Annotated in this window: 17 protein-coding genes and 3 tRNA genes; 17 read left to right on the top strand and 3 right to left on the bottom strand. The window is 34.5% G+C overall.

Annotated features, from left to right (window positions below; translation table 11 throughout):
* Positions 1-63 precede the first annotated feature (63 nt).
* The 7 genes from RMR19_RS07775 (at position 64) to rlmB (ending at position 4901) form a co-directional block, all read left to right on the top strand.
* A tRNA-Val gene (locus tag RMR19_RS07775) sits at positions 64-136 on the top strand.
* Between the two features lie 48 nt (positions 137-184).
* Positions 185-258 (top strand) — tRNA-Met (locus tag RMR19_RS07770).
* A gap of 162 nt (positions 259-420) precedes the next feature.
* Positions 421-987, top strand: a complete 567-nt coding sequence (gene ispF, locus RMR19_RS07765; RefSeq protein ID WP_310602927.1) for a 2-C-methyl-D-erythritol 2,4-cyclodiphosphate synthase — start codon at positions 421-423, stop codon at positions 985-987.
* Positions 988-1422: 435 nt separating this feature from the next.
* Positions 1423-2094, top strand: coding sequence for a serine O-acetyltransferase EpsC (gene epsC, locus RMR19_RS07760; protein WP_310602926.1), 672 nt, complete (start codon positions 1423-1425; stop codon positions 2092-2094).
* 58 nt (positions 2095-2152) lie between these two features.
* On the top strand, positions 2153-3550 hold the full coding sequence (gene cysS / locus RMR19_RS07755; RefSeq protein ID WP_310602925.1) for a cysteine--tRNA ligase: 1398 nt from the start codon (positions 2153-2155) through the stop codon (positions 3548-3550).
* Positions 3551-3555: 5 nt separating this feature from the next.
* Positions 3556-4005, top strand: a complete 450-nt coding sequence (locus tag RMR19_RS07750; RefSeq protein ID WP_310602928.1) for a Mini-ribonuclease 3 — start codon at positions 3556-3558, stop codon at positions 4003-4005.
* A 152-nt stretch (positions 4006-4157) separates the two neighbouring features.
* Entirely contained in the window at positions 4158-4901 is a 744-nt protein-coding gene (gene rlmB / locus RMR19_RS07745) for a 23S rRNA (guanosine(2251)-2'-O)-methyltransferase RlmB (protein ID WP_310602924.1), read from the top strand.
* A gap of 93 nt (positions 4902-4994) precedes the next feature.
* Here the strand turns inward: rlmB and RMR19_RS07740 are convergent.
* A tRNA-Thr gene (locus tag RMR19_RS07740) sits at positions 4995-5067 on the bottom strand.
* Between the two features lie 174 nt (positions 5068-5241).
* On the opposite strand from RMR19_RS07740, the gene RMR19_RS07735 reads away from it, so the two are divergent.
* Positions 5242-5535 (top strand): hypothetical protein, encoded by a 294-nt coding sequence (locus RMR19_RS07735; RefSeq protein ID WP_310602923.1) that lies wholly within the window; start codon positions 5242-5244, stop codon positions 5533-5535.
* Positions 5536-5602: 67 nt separating this feature from the next.
* Here RMR19_RS07735 and RMR19_RS07730 read toward each other — a convergent pair whose 3' ends face one another.
* A complete protein-coding gene (locus RMR19_RS07730; protein ID WP_310602922.1) occupies positions 5603-5758 on the bottom strand; it encodes a hypothetical protein in 156 nt (51 codons plus the stop codon).
* A 377-nt stretch (positions 5759-6135) separates the two neighbouring features.
* On the opposite strand from RMR19_RS07730, the gene RMR19_RS07725 reads away from it, so the two are divergent.
* The 5 genes from RMR19_RS07725 to RMR19_RS07705 all read left to right on the top strand — a co-directional run bounded on the left by RMR19_RS07725 (position 6136) and on the right by RMR19_RS07705 (position 11801).
* The gene (locus RMR19_RS07725) at positions 6136-6450 is read left to right on the top strand and encodes a hypothetical protein (RefSeq protein ID WP_310602921.1); all 315 of its coding nucleotides are present in this window, start codon (positions 6136-6138) and stop codon (positions 6448-6450) included.
* A 250-nt stretch (positions 6451-6700) separates the two neighbouring features.
* Positions 6701-7657: a D-2-hydroxyacid dehydrogenase gene (locus RMR19_RS07720; protein WP_310602920.1), complete on the top strand. Its 957-nt coding sequence runs from the start codon at positions 6701-6703 to the stop codon at positions 7655-7657.
* A 509-nt stretch (positions 7658-8166) separates the two neighbouring features.
* Positions 8167-8937, top strand: a complete 771-nt coding sequence (locus RMR19_RS07715) for a cell wall hydrolase (RefSeq protein WP_310602919.1) — start codon at positions 8167-8169, stop codon at positions 8935-8937.
* A 321-nt stretch (positions 8938-9258) separates the two neighbouring features.
* Positions 9259-10935: a glutamine--tRNA ligase/YqeY domain fusion protein gene (locus RMR19_RS07710; protein ID WP_310602918.1), complete on the top strand. Its 1677-nt coding sequence runs from the start codon at positions 9259-9261 to the stop codon at positions 10933-10935.
* Positions 10936-10949: 14 nt separating this feature from the next.
* Complete coding sequence (locus RMR19_RS07705) at positions 10950-11801, top strand: DUF2225 domain-containing protein (RefSeq protein ID WP_310602917.1); 852 nt, start codon at positions 10950-10952, stop codon at positions 11799-11801.
* A 111-nt stretch (positions 11802-11912) separates the two neighbouring features.
* Here RMR19_RS07705 and RMR19_RS07700 read toward each other — a convergent pair whose 3' ends face one another.
* Complete coding sequence (locus tag RMR19_RS07700; protein WP_310602916.1) at positions 11913-12632, bottom strand: DUF6062 family protein; 720 nt, start codon at positions 12630-12632, stop codon at positions 11913-11915.
* 142 nt (positions 12633-12774) lie between these two features.
* Between RMR19_RS07700 and RMR19_RS07695 the strand changes: the two genes are divergently transcribed.
* The 4 genes from RMR19_RS07695 to RMR19_RS07680 all read left to right on the top strand — a co-directional run.
* Positions 12775-13647: a DNA-3-methyladenine glycosylase family protein gene (locus RMR19_RS07695; protein WP_310602915.1), complete on the top strand. Its 873-nt coding sequence runs from the start codon at positions 12775-12777 to the stop codon at positions 13645-13647.
* A gap of 233 nt (positions 13648-13880) precedes the next feature.
* A complete protein-coding gene (locus RMR19_RS07690; protein WP_310602914.1) occupies positions 13881-14168 on the top strand; it encodes a co-chaperone GroES in 288 nt (95 codons plus the stop codon).
* A 128-nt stretch (positions 14169-14296) separates the two neighbouring features.
* Positions 14297-15916 (top strand): chaperonin GroEL, encoded by a 1620-nt coding sequence (gene groL / locus RMR19_RS07685; protein WP_310602913.1) that lies wholly within the window; start codon positions 14297-14299, stop codon positions 15914-15916.
* Positions 15917-16270: 354 nt separating this feature from the next.
* Positions 16271-16506, top strand: a 236-nt coding sequence (locus RMR19_RS07680) for a hypothetical protein (protein ID WP_310602912.1), incomplete at its 3' end; no start/stop codon positions are given.

Here is a 16506-nt window from a genome sequence, read left to right as displayed (position 1 = left end):
TATTGAAAATAAATATAATATTAAAGTACTTGCGATGCAGCAGTGTCATCAAGTACTTTAAATGGGATCATAGCTCAGCTGGGAGAGCATCTGCCTTACAAGCAGAGGGTCATAGGTTCGAGCCCTATTGGTCCCATTATCTAACAAGAAATTGTTAGGAGACAAGCAATTGTCAAGTAGATATGGCGGAGTAGCTCAGTTGGCTAGAGCATGCGGTTCATACCCGCAGTGTCGGCGGTTCAAATCCGTTCTCCGCTATTATGAATTTTAATAAGACGTCAAGTAATAGATATACTATTATTTGACGTCTTATTGGTTTATAGGGAAAAGCACGAGGTTCTTGTGAATTTGTGTGTATAAGTGTAACTGGAAGGACAAAGACTTAAAATAGTTTCTAGGATTGAAATAGGAGGTTGCAAGATGCGTATAGGTATGGGATATGATGTTCATAAATTAGTAGAAGATAGAGAGTTAATACTAGGCGGAGTAAAGATTCCTTATGAGAAGGGATTGTTAGGACATTCGGATGCAGATGTATTATTACATGCAATTATGGATGCGCTACTGGGCGCAGCAGCACTTGGAGATATCGGAAAACATTTTCCAGATACAGATGATCGTTTCAAAGGAATCTCAAGCATTTCTTTATTAGAAGAAGTGAAGAAGTTGTTGGATAATGAGCTTTATGTAATCGAGAACATTGATGCAACAATTGTTGCTCAGAAGCCTAAGATGGCTCCTCATATTGAACAGATGCGTGAGAATATAGCGAAAACATTACAAATTGAGATAAGCCAAGTGAATGTGAAAGCAACAACAGAAGAGGGTCTTGGATTTACTGGTGAAGGAAAAGGAATCTCTTCACAAGCAATATGCATGTTAACAAATGTAAGTAATTATGCTTATGATCATATCATGGAAACATTTCAACCAGCTGGAGGTTGTAGTAGTTGTGAGGGATGCAGTGGTTGCTCTAAAAAAGCATAATAATAAGAAATATCTGGTTGACAAATCAGGGAATAATGAATAGAATAAAGCAAGGAAACTGTTCATAATGATGGACAATTATAGGGAAAAAGCGAAGAACAGAAAAGTAGCGGATACGAAGATAGCAGAGAGGAAATGTCACTGGCTGAAAGCATTTCTTATTGGGAGTATAGAGTAACAGGGTTATTCTGCTTGACTAGTTAGTAGTTAAGTTTGCGAAGTGCATCTGGGAGCTGATTTGGTGAGGAGAATATCTTAGCTAAATCCGGTAGCAGCCGTTATATGACAATAAGATGTTAACGAAGAACTGTGAGTATAAGTAACTTAAAAAGCAGTTTGTTAATAATGTAGAGTGGAACCGCGTGTAAATCGCCTCTGATATGTGAGAGCATATTGGGGGCTTTTTTTAGTTTATAGAGAGGAAAGTGTTTGATAATGGGATTTATTAAATTTGTGAAAGAAGAGATACAAATAATTAAGGACCGTGATCCTGCAATAAAGACTCCAATGGAAGTATTCCTATATCCAAGTTTTAAGGCAGTAATGAGATATCGTATTGCTCACAAGTTATATTTGAGAAAACACTATTTCTTAGCGAGATGGTATTCTCAAAGAACTGTTCGTAAAACAGGTATTGAAATTCACCCAGGGGCAACAATAGGAAAAGGACTATTTATAGATCATGGTAATGGTGTTATAATAGGAGAGACGGCTGTTGTTGGAAATAATGTAACATTGTACCAAGGTGTTACACTTGGCGGTACTGGTAAAGAAATAGGGAAAAGACATCCTACTATTGGTGACAACTGTATGATTAGTGCTGGTGCAAAAGTTTTAGGTTCTTTTACCGTTGGTGAAAATTCAAAGATTGGAGCAGGAAGTGTAGTTTTATCAGAAGTTCCACCAAATTCAACTGTGGTTGGTGTTCCGGGAAGAATAGTAAAACGTGATAATGTAAAAGTGGCTTGTGAAGATCTTGATCAGGTACATTTACCAGATCCTGTTCGTAATGATATTTTAAAACTTGAAGAGGAAAATAACTCTATACGTGAAGAATTGAATATCCTTAAAAAACAGGTTGAAGAGTTGATAAACAAAGCTAATTAGTTGCGATTTTGCAAGAGACTGATAGAATCTAAATGATAGGAAAGGAATGGTGAATACATTGAAGTTATATAATACATTAACGAAGAAAAAGGAAGAGTTCAAACCGATAGAAGAAGGAAAGGTACGAATGTATGTCTGCGGACCAACGGTTTATAACTATATTCATATAGGTAATGCAAGACCTATGATTATGTTTGATACCGTAAGAAGATACTTTGAGTATAAGGGATATGATGTAAACTACGTATCAAATTTTACAGATGTAGATGATAAGATAATCAAAAAAGCAGTTGAAGAGGGTGTGTCTACAACAGAGGTTACAGCAAGATATATTGATGCTGTGAAAGAAGATATGAAGAATCTGAATGTAAGACCAGCAACAGTACATCCAATGGCAACACAAGAAATTGACGGAATGGTTACAATGATTCAAACATTAATTGATAAAGGTTATGCTTATGCGAAGAACGGAACAGTGTACTTTAAAACAAGAAGTTTCGAAGGATATGGTAAATTATCAAAGAAGAATATTGATGATTTAGAAGCTGGTGCAAGAATCGCTGTTAGTGATGAAAAGGATGATCCAATGGATTTCGTTCTATGGAAGCCTAAGAAAGACGGAGAACCATATTGGGAATCACCATGGAGCCAAGGAAGACCAGGATGGCATATCGAATGTTCTGTTATGAGTAAAAAATACCTTGGAGACCAAATTGATATCCATGCAGGTGGAGAGGATTTAATTTTCCCTCACCATGAGAATGAAATTGCACAAAGTGAAGCAGCTAACGGCAAGGATTTTGCAAAATACTGGTTACACAATGGCTTCTTAAACATTGATAACAAGAAGATGTCAAAATCAGAAGGAAACTTCTTCACAGTAAGAGAGATCGGAGCAGAATACCCATATGAAGTGCTTCGTTTCTTTATGTTAAATGTTCATTATAGAAGTCCAATTAACTTTAGCAGAGAGCTAATGGAATCAGCAAAGAACGCGCTTGAGAGAATTAAGAATGCAGTAAGCAATCTAGCACATTTATCTGAGAATGCGACTGAGAAAGAGATGACAGAAGAGGAAAAGACATTTCTTGATTCAGTCATTGCTTTAAAAGCAAAATTCGAAGCAGCGATGGAAGATGATTTTAACACAGCAGATGCGATTGCTGCTATCTTTGAAATTGTAAAAACAGCAAATACGAACCTTTCAGCAGACTCGGCAAAACAATTATTAGAGGAAACAAAGAATTACATTGTTACATTAGCTGATGTATTAGGGGTTGATGTAGAGGTGAAAGAAGAGTTACTTGATACAGACATTGAGAATCTTATTCAAGAACGACAAGATGCTAGAAAGAATCGTGATTTTAAAAGATCCGATGAGATTCGTGACTTGTTATTAGAAAAGGGTATTGTACTTGAAGATACGAGAGAAGGAGTAAGATGGAAGAGAGCGTAAATTCAATGAACGAATCAGTTGTATCTGAGATATCCTTTGCAAAATATATACGAAATGCGTTTGAGTTAGAAGAAGTAGATATTAAGACATATTCCCCTTTAACACTTGCATATATCGGTGATGCCATATATGATGTTATTATACGAACTTTGCTTGTAGAGAAAGGGAATGCACCAGTACAGAAACTTCACAAGAGAGCAAGTGCTCTTGTGAAGGCATCTGCACAAGTGGAGATGTTTCATGCAATAAAGGACGAGCTTACAGAGCAAGAGATGGGATTTTACAAGAGGGGTCGCAATGCGAAATCCTTTACTTCAGCAAAGAATGCCTCGATTACGGATTACCGTATGGCAACTGGTATAGAAGCACTAGTTGGATTTTTGTATCTAACAGACCAGATGCCAAGAATTATTGAATTAATGAAGTTAGGGCTTTCTAAGGCAGAGGAAAATTAAAAATTCAGTCTGTATTTAAGTAGTGTCACAAGTGATATTTCTGTAATGTATGATGATAAATAAAAGAGATAAAAGTTGTCAATGAATGAAGATACATAAGTATATTGTAATAGGATTTGTTGACAGAGTGCCGATGGGCAGATAGGAGTTTTATGAGATACGAAGAATTAACAATAGAAGGAAGAAATGCGGTAATGGAAGCATTTCGTGCTGGTAAGACAGTAGATAAAGTATTTATATTAGATGGTTGTCAAGATGGGCCAATTAAATCAATATTAAGAGAAGCGAAAAAGGGCGATACCATTATCAATTTCGTGAAGAAGGAGCGTTTGGATCAATTATCTGAAACAGGAAAACACCAAGGTGTTATTGCTTACACAGCAGCTTATGACTATGCAACAGTAGAAGATATCTTACAAGCAGCAAAAGACAAAGAGGAACCACCTTTTATTATTGTATTAGATAACATCGAAGATCCTCATAATCTTGGTGCAATGATTCGTACAGCAAACCAAGTGGGGGCTCATGGTATCATTATCCCTAAGAGAAGAGCTGTTGGGCTTACTGCAACAGTAGCAAAAACTTCTGCTGGCGCAATTAACTACACACCAGTGGCAAAGGTAACAAACCTTGCAACTACAATTGAAGAGTTGAAAGAACAAGGTCTATGGTTTGTATGTGCAGACATGGACGGTGAAGTTATGTACAACCTTGACTTAAAAGGGCCAATTGGTGTAGTAATCGGAAGTGAAGGGGAAGGCGTTGGACGTTTAGTAAAAGAAAAATGCGATTTTGTAGCTAAGATTCCGATGCTTGGAAACATTGATTCGTTAAATGCATCGGTAGCAATGGGTGTACTTTCTTATGAAATTGTAAGACAGAGAATGGGAGAATAAATAAGCAATAAAACATAAGAAACTTTGCAGTTTATAAAAGGCGATGATAGAAACGCTTTTTACAAACTGCAAAGTCTTTTGTGTACGCTTTAAAGCTAGCAACGGGAATCGAACCCGTGACCTCCTCACTACCAATGAGGTGCGCTACCAACTGTGCCATGCCAGCGACCGTATATAGTTTTGTTAATGCAATAAGCTATAACGAAATTATTTTAACAAACCCATTTATTAATGTCAATAATTTATTGAAGATAAAAGGAAGATATTTCAGAATATTTATTCAGTTGACAACCCTCATATTTATTAATAAAATATATTTGATGGATGAGAGGTGAATAACATGGATAATATAGTAATTTGGTTTATGAAATTCTTTGATGAAAACATTGAAAAATACATAGATACAGCGAAAGAAGTAGCAAGTAATTATAAAGTTGGTTTTATAGTAATACTACTCTTGGCAATCGTAGTGTTTGGAATCACAATAATTAAGCTTCAATATAAGATATTGAAGGCAGCAATAATTGCTGTAGTAGTATTCCTATTGTGTAGTGGCGTATTGAGCACGAAAGTGTATCATGACATTGAGAATAAGATTAATACGATGAAACAGACCGTGGAATCAAAGTGGTAATAGATGTATGTAATGAAAAACAACTTCCCATTACAAGTTCGTAATGGGAAGTTGTTTTTCGAATGAGCTATTCCTCTTCTTCGCCTTCTTTGACAATTTCCTCTAAAACACGAATCAAATCATGAATCGTGTTTATTTGAACATCTTTCTCTAAGATGATGTTACGAAGACCAACCGATAGTGTATCAAATTTGGGTTTTACTTGCGGCGCAATATAAGACATGAATATGACCTCACTTTCTGTGCTGGTAAGCAATTATCATGGAGTTCTATTAAAATCAAATAGGAATCTGCCTGCATTACTTGTCGCTATCCAAGATAGAATGCTTAAGCTAATGCCATTTGGCAAGACCACGCTGAATGATTACTATAGAAGCTCAACAGGAATTTAGATGAAGAACAACATCATATAAGCAGACTACGATATAAAATAAAGTAATTTTACTGCTTATGAGAGATAGTATGTACCAAAATGTAAAAAAAACACATAAAAAGCATGTGAAATTGTACCTATATTGAGTAAAAAAAGCCAAAGTTGGTTGGAAAAAAATAAAATTCGAAGTATAATGTAGAAAAAGCATATTAGGAGGAAATTTTATTATGAACAAATCAATTGAAGGCATTATGGAGAAGGCAGCAAATACATTCCAAACAATTCATGAAGTAAACACTGCGGTTGAACAAATTTGTAGAGAGACAAAAGAATCAGAAGAAATTAATGTTTCTATAGAAGATGAATGTTTGAATGTTAAAATCACAGTTGGAGAAAATAGTGCTTATACTCAACTTGCAATGTCGGAAATCTATGCAAGAGTAATGAAGAGTGAAGGAGATGATTGCTTTGAGAAGATTTTGCAAATCATCGGTGAAGGAATTAATCAAAACATTATGGATTACGCAAATTACGCAAAATAAGTAATATATGTAGAGAAAGAGAACGATGCTTATATATGTAAAGTATATAGGGTTGTTCTTTTTTTTTAGAAGAATATACTTTTGATTAAAGATGTAAAGTAATAAGCATGTTATCGGTTCAATTTCAAGGCTTAAACTGTAAGGATATGAGTTGCGAAAGAGAAGGACTAAGAATCGTAGTTGTGCACTTGCAATCCTTTATAAAAAAAGATAGAATTAAATTCATAATACTAGACAGTGGAGGTTTCATATGAAGATTGTATGTTTAGAAGCAAATTGCTTAGGAACAGATGTTGATTTAACATGCCTTGAGCAGTTCGGAGAAGTAGTAGTATATGGTTCATCAACACAAGAGGTAACTCCAGAACGTGTAAAGGAGGCGGAAGTAATTGTAGTGAATAAAGTACCAATGAATGAAACTACATTATCAGAGGCGAAGAATCTAAAGGTAATCTGTGTAACAGCAACAGGTACGAATATAATTGATACGGAATATGTAAATGCAAGAGGAATCACAGTAATGAATGTGAAAGGATATTCAACAGATGCAGTAGTGCAGCATACATTTGCATTGTTGTTTTACGTATATGAGAAATTAAGCTACTATGATAACTTTGTTAAGTCTGGCGAATATGCGAAATATGATATATTCAGCCATTTTGATAAGAAGTTCTTTGAATTAAGAGGTAAGACATGGGGAATTATTGGACTTGGTGAGATCGGAAGAGGAGTTGCGAAGATTGCAGAAGCATTTGGCTGTAATATAATCTACTATTCAACATCAGGCAAGAATAACAATCAAAGTTATACGCAAGTAACATTAGATGAGTTGTTAGCTCAATCGGATATTGTGTCAATTCATGCTCCATTGAATGAACAGACAACGGATTTGATTCGGGCAGAAGAGTTGAGTAAGATGAAGACAACGGCTGTGTTAATGAATCTTGGAAGAGGTTCTATTGTTAATGAGGCAGACCTTGCTGAGGCATTAGAGAATGATACTATCGCAGCAGCAGCTCTTGATGTGTTATCGAAAGAACCAATGGCAGCAGACAACCCACTATTGCGCATTAAAGATAGTACAAAATTGATTATTACGCCACATATAGCATGGGCAGCAGTTGAAACAAGAAAGCGTGTAGTAGATGAAGTATGCCTCAATATGAAGGCTTTTTTGTCTGGAATTGAAAGAAATATAGTAAAATAGTCCTATTTTGAAACTGTAACAAATGTAAAACATAACAATAATACAAAAGTATTTTTAGAATATTAAATAATTGTTTCTATTGAAAAATCAATGCAATTGGCAAAAGTGATAAAATAACGCCTGATTGCATTGGTTTTTTTGTGGTAAAACACCATGAAAAATGCATTTTGCCAAAATAAGTAGTTTGTTATGGATGAAAAAGTGATGGTAAATACTTGATTTTTTCATCATCTGTGTTATACTTATTAAGTAATTGTTAACAAAATGTTACTTGCTTTTTGTGATTGTTACTTAATTGTTATAATCTATTACGAAACAAAGTGAGTAAAAAAGTGGATTGCGGTAAAATCGCTTTTCTACTGCAAGTGAGTGTTTGAAGAGACACTTACCATTTCAAATTCATAATAATATAGTTTATTAAGAAATATCAAGTACGAAGAAGTATGTACGGAAATATTATTATGTAACCAAAGATAACCAAATTAAAGGTTATTAAAAGGAGATTTTATATGAAGATGAAAAAATTCTTACTTTGCATGACTGCAGCAATATGTGTGGCAAGTACAGTAAGTATCAACGCATTTGCAGCGGAAGTGAAAACAGTAGAACAAGCTGGGGATTTAGAGACAACAGATGTAGTTGTTATTGACACAAACCCTCAAGCAGAAGAAACAACTACAGAAGATTCTACAATCACAGAAGAAAAAACAGAGACAGAAGAGTCTACAGATACAGAAAACAAAGAAACAGAAAGCAAAGAGACAGAATCAGAAACAACGACAGACTCAAAGAAAACAACATCAGATTCTAAAAAAGAGACTACAAAGACATCAACAACAAAGAAGAAAACAACGTCAACAACAAAAGTAGAGGCTTCTTATTCAAAAGCAGAGCTAAGATTGTTATCAGCACTTATCTATTGTGAAGCAAACAGTCAGTCTTATGCAGGAAAATTAGCAGTAGGTATTGTTGTAGTAAACAGAATGGAATCGAAAGCATTTCCTAGTACGTTAAAAGGTGTTATTTATCAAAAGAGTCAATTTGGACCAGTTAGAAATGGTTCATTGAATAAAGCATTAGCAGAATACGATAATAACAAGTTTACTTCCACTCAAGAAAAAGAATGTATCAAAGCTGCCAAAGCAGCATTAAGTGGAACAAAAACAATTACATATACGAAGAATGGCAAATCAGTTAGTAAAAATCTTAGTGGATACTATTATTTCAGTGGTAGATTATCAAATCCAAGATTTACATTAGGTGGTCATCAATTTAAGTAAGATAACAGCTGTTACACGGTTTACGTGTAGCAGCTTTTTAAAATACTAGGAAAATATTCGGAATACCACTTTTCTAAACGAACTAAGTGTGGTATGATAAGTTGAAAGTAATCTACTTTCTTGATGCTGGTAGAGATGACCAGTAATATTTTTGGGCTTTTATTCGTATGAAAATTATATAGGATTATTATAGTTTAAGATACGTGATTATAGCGACATAACAGTCGATAGTATGTAAATTATTTGGAGAATTAAGGTGTAATACGATACTTAATAGCTGAATAATTAAGAGAAATGGAACTTAGGAGGAGACATAGAATCATGGATAATGTTTCAACAGAAAAAGAAGTTATATCGAAGAACTTCATTGAACAAATAATTGAAAAAGATATGGAAGAGGGACATTGCAAACAAGTTGTTACAAGATTCCCGCCAGAACCAAATGGCTATCTTCATATTGGTCATGCAAAATCGATATTATTAAATGATGGCTTGGCGAAAAAATACAATGGTAAATTCAATCTTCGTTTTGATGATACGAATCCTACAAAGGAAAAGACAGAATTTGTGCAATCGATAATTGAAGATGTAAAATGGATTGGCGGAGAATTTGAAGACCGCTTATTCTTTGCGTCAGATTATTTTGATCAAATGTATGAAGCAGCTGTTGAGTTAATTAAAAAAGGCAAAGCATTCGTATGTGATTTAACTGCAGAAGAGATAAGAGAATATAGAGGTACATTAACAGAGACTGGTAAGAACAGTCCTTATCGTGATAGAACAGTAGAAGAAAACCTTGCTTTATTCGAAGGAATGAAGAATGGTGAATTTGAAGACGGTACGAAAGTATTACGTGCTAAGATTGATATGTTATCTCCAAACATCAACATGCGTGATCCTGTAATCTATCGTGTGGCACGTATGCATCACCACAATACAGGGGACAAATGGTGTATCTATCCTATGTATGATTTTGCACATCCAATAGAAGATGCGATAGAAGGAATTACACATTCCATCTGTACACTAGAATTCGAAGATCATAGACCATTATACGATTGGGTTGTAAGAGAAGTTGGTTATGAAAATCCTCCAAAGCAGATTGAATTTGCTAAGATGTATCTTACAAATGTTATAACTGGTAAGAGATATATTAAGAGATTAGTAGAAGAGAATATCGTAGATGGTTGGGATGATCCAAGACTAGTGTCAATCAGTGCATTAAGAAGAAGAGGTTTTACACCAGAGTCTATTCGTAAGTTTATGGAACTATGTGGCGTATCTAAGAGTAATAGTTCTGTAGATTATGCAATGTTAGAATACTGTATTCGTGAAGATCTTAAGTTAAAGAGACCAAGAGTAATGGCAGTGTTAGATCCAATCAAATTAGTAATCACAAATTATCCAGAAGGTGAAATCGAGTATCTTGACGCTTCAATCAACCAAGAGAATCCAGAGATGGGAACAAGAAAAGTACCATTTGGTAGAGAAGTGTATATCGATCGTGAAGATTTCATGATTGAGCCTCCTAAAAAATATTTTAGATTATTCCCAGGCAATGAAGTTCGTTTAATGAACGCATACTTTGTTACATGTACAGAATATATTACAGATGAGACTGGTAAAGTTACGGAGGTTCATTGTACGTATGATCCTGAAACAAAGAATGGTACTGGTTTTACAGGAAGAAAAGTAAAAGGTACGATTCATTGGGTAGAAGCATCTACGGCTGTAAAAGCAGAAGTACGTCTGTATGAAAATATTGTAGATGAAGAAAAGGGAGTATATAATGAAGATGGAAGTCTTAATTTGAATCCAAATTCATTAACTATTCTTAATGAATGCTATATTGAACCAGCAATCAAAGAAGCAAAAGCTTTAGATAGCTTCCAATTCTTAAGACAAGGATATTTCTGTGTTGATTGTAAAGATTCAAAGGAGGAGCAATTAGTATTTAATCGAATTGTATCGTTAAAGAGTTCTTATAAACCGTCTTAGGGGGAGGATCAAAAATGGCTAATATATTTTCAGGATTAGAAAATTTCGGACTAGGTGAGTTAAAAGACCTAGATATATATAATACAGGCAGTACAGACAAGAAGGATTCAGATAAAGAAGCTGATAAACCCAAAATAACAGAAGCGGATTTGGTATTTGATAAGACGTATACTTGTCCAGTATGTGATAACGAGTTTAAGGCAAAAGCAGTTAAAACAGGTAAGGTAAAATTATTAGGAGCAGATTCAGATTTACGTCCAAAATATCAACTAGTTGATTCATTAAAGTATGATGCAGTTGTTTGTCCTGGATGTGGATATAGTGCATTAAATCGTTTCTTTACTTATATGACTGCACCACAGGCGAAGTTAATAAAAGAACAAATCACAGTTAATTTCCGTGGAATTGAAGATAGTGGTGAAATATACACTTATGATGATGCGATTGCTCGCCACAAGTTAGTTCTTGTGAATACAATTGTTAAGAAAGCAAAAAACAGCGAAAGAGCATATACTTGTTTGAAGATTGCTTGGTTACTTAGAGGTAAGATAGAAACTTTACCAACAGATACAGCAGACTACAACACGGAAGTTGCTAAGTTAAGAGCAGAAGAAGATGAATTCATCAAGAATGCATATGAAGGATTTACAGCAGCATTCTCAAAAGAAGTATTCCCAATGTGTGGAATGGATGAGAACACAGTTACATACTTAGTAGCTGATTTAGCAAGACGTTGTGGTAAGTTCGATGAAGCTGGAAGATGGATATCAAAAGTACTTGTTTCAAGAGATGCGAATGAACGTATTAAATCAAAAGCACGTGATCTTAAAGATCTTATTGTACAAGGAAAAAAAGATAACGCATAAGAATAGTAGATAAAAGCTAATATAAAAAGACAATCTTAATTTATAGCATGCCAATGCAGAGAGAAAATCTGAAAGGCATAAGTATAATTAAGATTGTCTTTTATTTTAATGTTATTCAACATCTACGCTATTTGTTTTTTGAATGGTTCTTGGCAATGCATCCTGTGAGTTTTTCCAAGGTTCATCTGCATTACGATAATCAAACTTGTCAATAAACCATGTTAAATCATCTCGAACTCGTTTCATATTTTCAAGATATATTTTATTCAAATCAGTAATAAAGGACTGTAACATATCACCGTTTAACTGGTTTGGTGCCATCTGATAAAGGTCTGCATAATGGTTTGTACATAAACCTTTAGAAGCAGCGAATAAATCACGGAATTCAGATTCTCTCTTATAGAGATAGAAAACAGTGATTAGATAACGTTCATAGGTTTGCTCAATGCGATTACATACAAAACAGGAATTCTTTAATGTGTCTACATAAGTGGAAATTCCCTTGTTTTCTGCCTTTTTCTTAAATAAAGAAGGGGCAGAAACCTTTTCTGAACCAGATAACTTTGCTAAATCATCTATAGTTTTGTCCATATGCGTTTTAAGCATAAGAGCTAGTCCAAGGCGATTTTGATTTTCGTATAATTGTTTAACATGTGTATTACAAAAGCCTACTTTATCTGTAACAGCACGAATATCATCTTCCATGTAGCTTGGTCCCATAGTGAAATCAATAGAATTTGTTTCCAAACTTTTGTACATGGAGCAAATAGGGCATTCGCAGTTTTCTTTATAGGCATCCATAACAGGTATTGTATAGAGTTGTTCTTTCATCGTGTAACCTCCGATCATGTATAAAGGCGAATAAGGGCTCGCCAGTAATTTCATTATAGCATAGGTGTCATGCGTTATGCTATAATGAATTAATTTGTGTGGGATAACATTTTTATAGGTTATGATGAAACGGGAGGAAAGAATGCAGATAAACATTGATAAAACAGCTATTGTAATAGATGCTGTAGAACACTTTGATTTAAAGCAGACATTGGAATGTGGGCAGTGTTTTCGCTATGAATGTCTTGATAATAATGAATATATTATAGTAGCTAAGGGGTATATGCTTCACGTGAAGCAAGAAGGGGATAGGTTAAGCTTCTATAATAGCACAATGGAAGAAGTGCAGTCTATATGGATTCCCTATTTTGATTTAGACAGAGATTATGGTGAAATTAAGCGGAGATTGAATGAAAAAGATAACCTTATTGGAGAGGCGATTGAACAAAAGTCAGGAGTTAGAATATTAAACCAAGATTTTTTTGAGATGCTAATAACATTTATAATATCTCAGAATAAACAGATTCCGCATATAATGCAGATTGTTGCGCGTATATCAGAGCGATATGGTGAATATATTGGGGAGTGGAATGCTAAGAAGTATTATAGTTTTCCGACACCAGAAGTATTAGGTCAGGCAACGGAACAAGACTTCTTAGATATGAAGGCTGGATTTCGTGCAAAATATCTGGTAGATGCATGTAGAAGGATTATAAATAGGGAACTATGCGAAGAAGAGTTGTATCAGATGGATTATGAAGAAGCTCTTGAGAAAATTCAAATCATAAATGGGGTTGGAGAAAAAGTAGGGAATTGCGTTTTACTATTTGGAATTGGAAGAAGAGAGGCGTTTCCGATTGATGTATGGATGGCACGGATTATGGAAAGACTCTATTTTAATAAACCAGCAAAGAAAGAGGAAATGCAGGCATTTGCAAAGGAACACTTTGGTGAATATGGAGGTTATGCTCAACAATACCTATTCTATTTTGCAAGAGATAATAGAGTGAAATAAGAAAAAGAGAGTAAAACTGAGAAAAAGAGAGCAATAATAAGATGAAAAGAGCTAATGATTGAAAACATCGGAATTTGCGAAAAAATTTCAGTTGCAATTGAAGGGTAAATTTACTAATATATAAATAATCTTTTAGCACTCAACCAAAGCGAGTGCTAATAATAAAAAATAAATTATGACTACGGGTAAAGGATACACTTTCCGTAACGACAAGAACAAGGAGGAATATTAATATGAAATTAGTACCTTTAGGAGACAAAGTTGTATTAAAACAATTAGAGGCAGAAGAAACAACAAAATCAGGAATTGTTTTACCTGGTCAAGCAAAAGAAAAACCACAACAGGCAGAAGTTGTTGCAGTAGGACCTGGCGGAGTTGTAGATGGTAAAGAAGTTACAATGCAAGTTAAAGTTGGAGACAAAGTAATCTATTCAAAATATGCAGGAACAGATGTAAAACTTGGAGAAGATGAATATATCGTTGTAAAACAAAACGATATCGTTGCAATTGTAGAAGACTAAGATTGCAGTATAATTATAATAGATAAAAAGGCTGTGGAAACAATAAAGTATGTAGTTTCTATAGATTGAAAATTATTTTTAGAAATAGGTATTTAATAGTACAATTAAAATTAGGAGGAAATAATATCATGGCAAAAGAAATTAAATATGGCGCAGAAGCAAGAAAAGCTCTTGGAGCAGGTGTAGATAAATTAGCAAATACAGTTAAAGTAACATTAGGACCAAAAGGAAGAAATGTTGTTCTTGATAAATCATTTGGTGCTCCATTAATCACAAATGATGGTGTTACAATTGCAAAAGAAGTAGAATTAGAAGATCCATTTGAAAACATGGGTGCACAATTAGTAAAAGAAGTTGCAACAAAGACAAATGATGTTGCAGGTGATGGTACTACTACAGCTACTGTATTAGCACAAGCTATGGTTTTTGAAGGTATGAAAAACCTTGAAGCAGGAGCAAATCCTATCATTTTAAGAAAAGGTATGAAAAAAGCAACAGATGCTGCGGTAGAAGCAATTCAAAAAATGAGTTCTAAAGTTACTGGGAAAGACCAAATTGCTAATGTAGCTGCAATCTCAGCAGGAGATGAAGAAGTAGGTCAATTAGTTGCAGATGCTATGGAAAAAGTTTCTAACGATGGTGTTATCACAATCGAAGAATCTAAGACTATGAAAACAGAACTTGACTTAGTTGAAGGTATGCAATTTGACCGTGGTTATGTATCTGCATACATGGCAACTGATATGGATAAGATGGTTGCTAATCTTGAAAATCCATATATCTTAATTACAGATAAGAAAATCTCTAATATTCAAGAAATCTTACCAGTACTTGAGCAAATCGTTCAATCTGGTTCAAGACTATTAATTATTGCTGAAGACGTTGAAGGTGAAGCATTAACTACATTAGTTATCAATAAATTAAGAGGAACATTCCAAGTAGTAGCTGTTAAAGCACCAGGATATGGTGATAGAAGAAAAGCTATGTTACAAGATATCGCTATCTTAACTGGTGGTACAGTAATCTCTGATGAACTTGGATTAGACTTAAAAGAAACAACTATGGATCAACTTGGTCGTGCAAAATCTGTTAAAGTTGAAAAAGAAAATACAATCATCGTTGACGGTGAAGGTAATAAAGAAGAAATCGCTGGTAGAGTTGCTCAAATCAGAGCTCAAATTGAAGAAACTACTTCTGATTTCGATAAAGAAAAATTACAAGAAAGACTTGCTAAACTTGCTGGTGGTGTAGCTGTTATCCGTGTTGGTGCTGCTACAGAAACAGAAATGCAAGAATCTAAGTTACGTATGGAAGATGCATTAGCAGCTACAAGAGCAGCGGTTGAAGAAGGTATCATCGCAGGTGGTGGTTCTGCTTACATTCATGCTACAAAAGAAGTTGCTAAATTAGTAAATGAATTAGAAGGCGACGAAAAAACTGGTGCAAATGTAATCTTAAAAGCATTAGAAGCTCCTTTATACACAATCTCAGCAAATGCAGGATTAGAAGGCGCGGTTGTTATTAGCAAAGTAAGAGAACAAGAGCCAGGAATCGGATTTGACGCTTTAAAAGAAGAATATGTTGACATGGTAGCAAATGGTATCCTTGATCCAGCTAAGGTTACTAGAAGTGCATTACAAAACGCTACAAGTGTAGCTTCTACATTACTTACAACAGAATCTGTTGTAGCAACAATCAAAAAAGATGAACCAGTTATGCCAGCAGGTGGCGGAATGGGAATGATGTAATATTCTTACAATGAATAGATGATAATGTGAGATAAAATAAAAAGACAATTTCTAAAGGCGCAGTAGTTGCTTCGAGAAATTGTCTTTTTTATGCTGTATTGTTGCTGTGAACGTTTTGCGTGAGACGGAGCAGTAAGGATTTATGTTACTGTTCATCGCGAAGCGTGTTACTGACCACGGAGTGAACAGTAACATGATTTATAAGTAGTTTATACAAATTTTATGACATTGTACTTTATTTTGTATGTTATTTTTAGTATAATAGATAATAACTGTTAAGTAGCTGTAACCAAAGTGAAAAGGATGTAGTGCTGAATGGTTAAATGCAATATGAAATTAGGAGGAAGTAATTAGATGGGAGAAACTTATGCAGAAGCAGGGGTGTCAAGTCTACCGACTATGAAGACATACCTTATTAAATTTGTAATAATATTTCTTACAGTAGCTAGTTTGTTTTTATCACTAAGTGTATCACCTGTTTTAATCACATTTGTAATGATTTGTATTATGGCGATGGTATTCATATTCCCTGGAGTAAGTTATGATTATGAATATATCTATTGTGATGGTCAAATCGATTTTGACCGTAT

Source organism: Anaerosporobacter sp., assembly GCF_031551385.1.
GTDB lineage: Bacteria > Bacillota > Clostridia > Lachnospirales > Lachnospiraceae > Anaerosporobacter.
The sequence above is the reverse complement of the archived record's forward strand: the minus strand, read 5'-3'. Positions and strand labels throughout refer to the sequence as shown.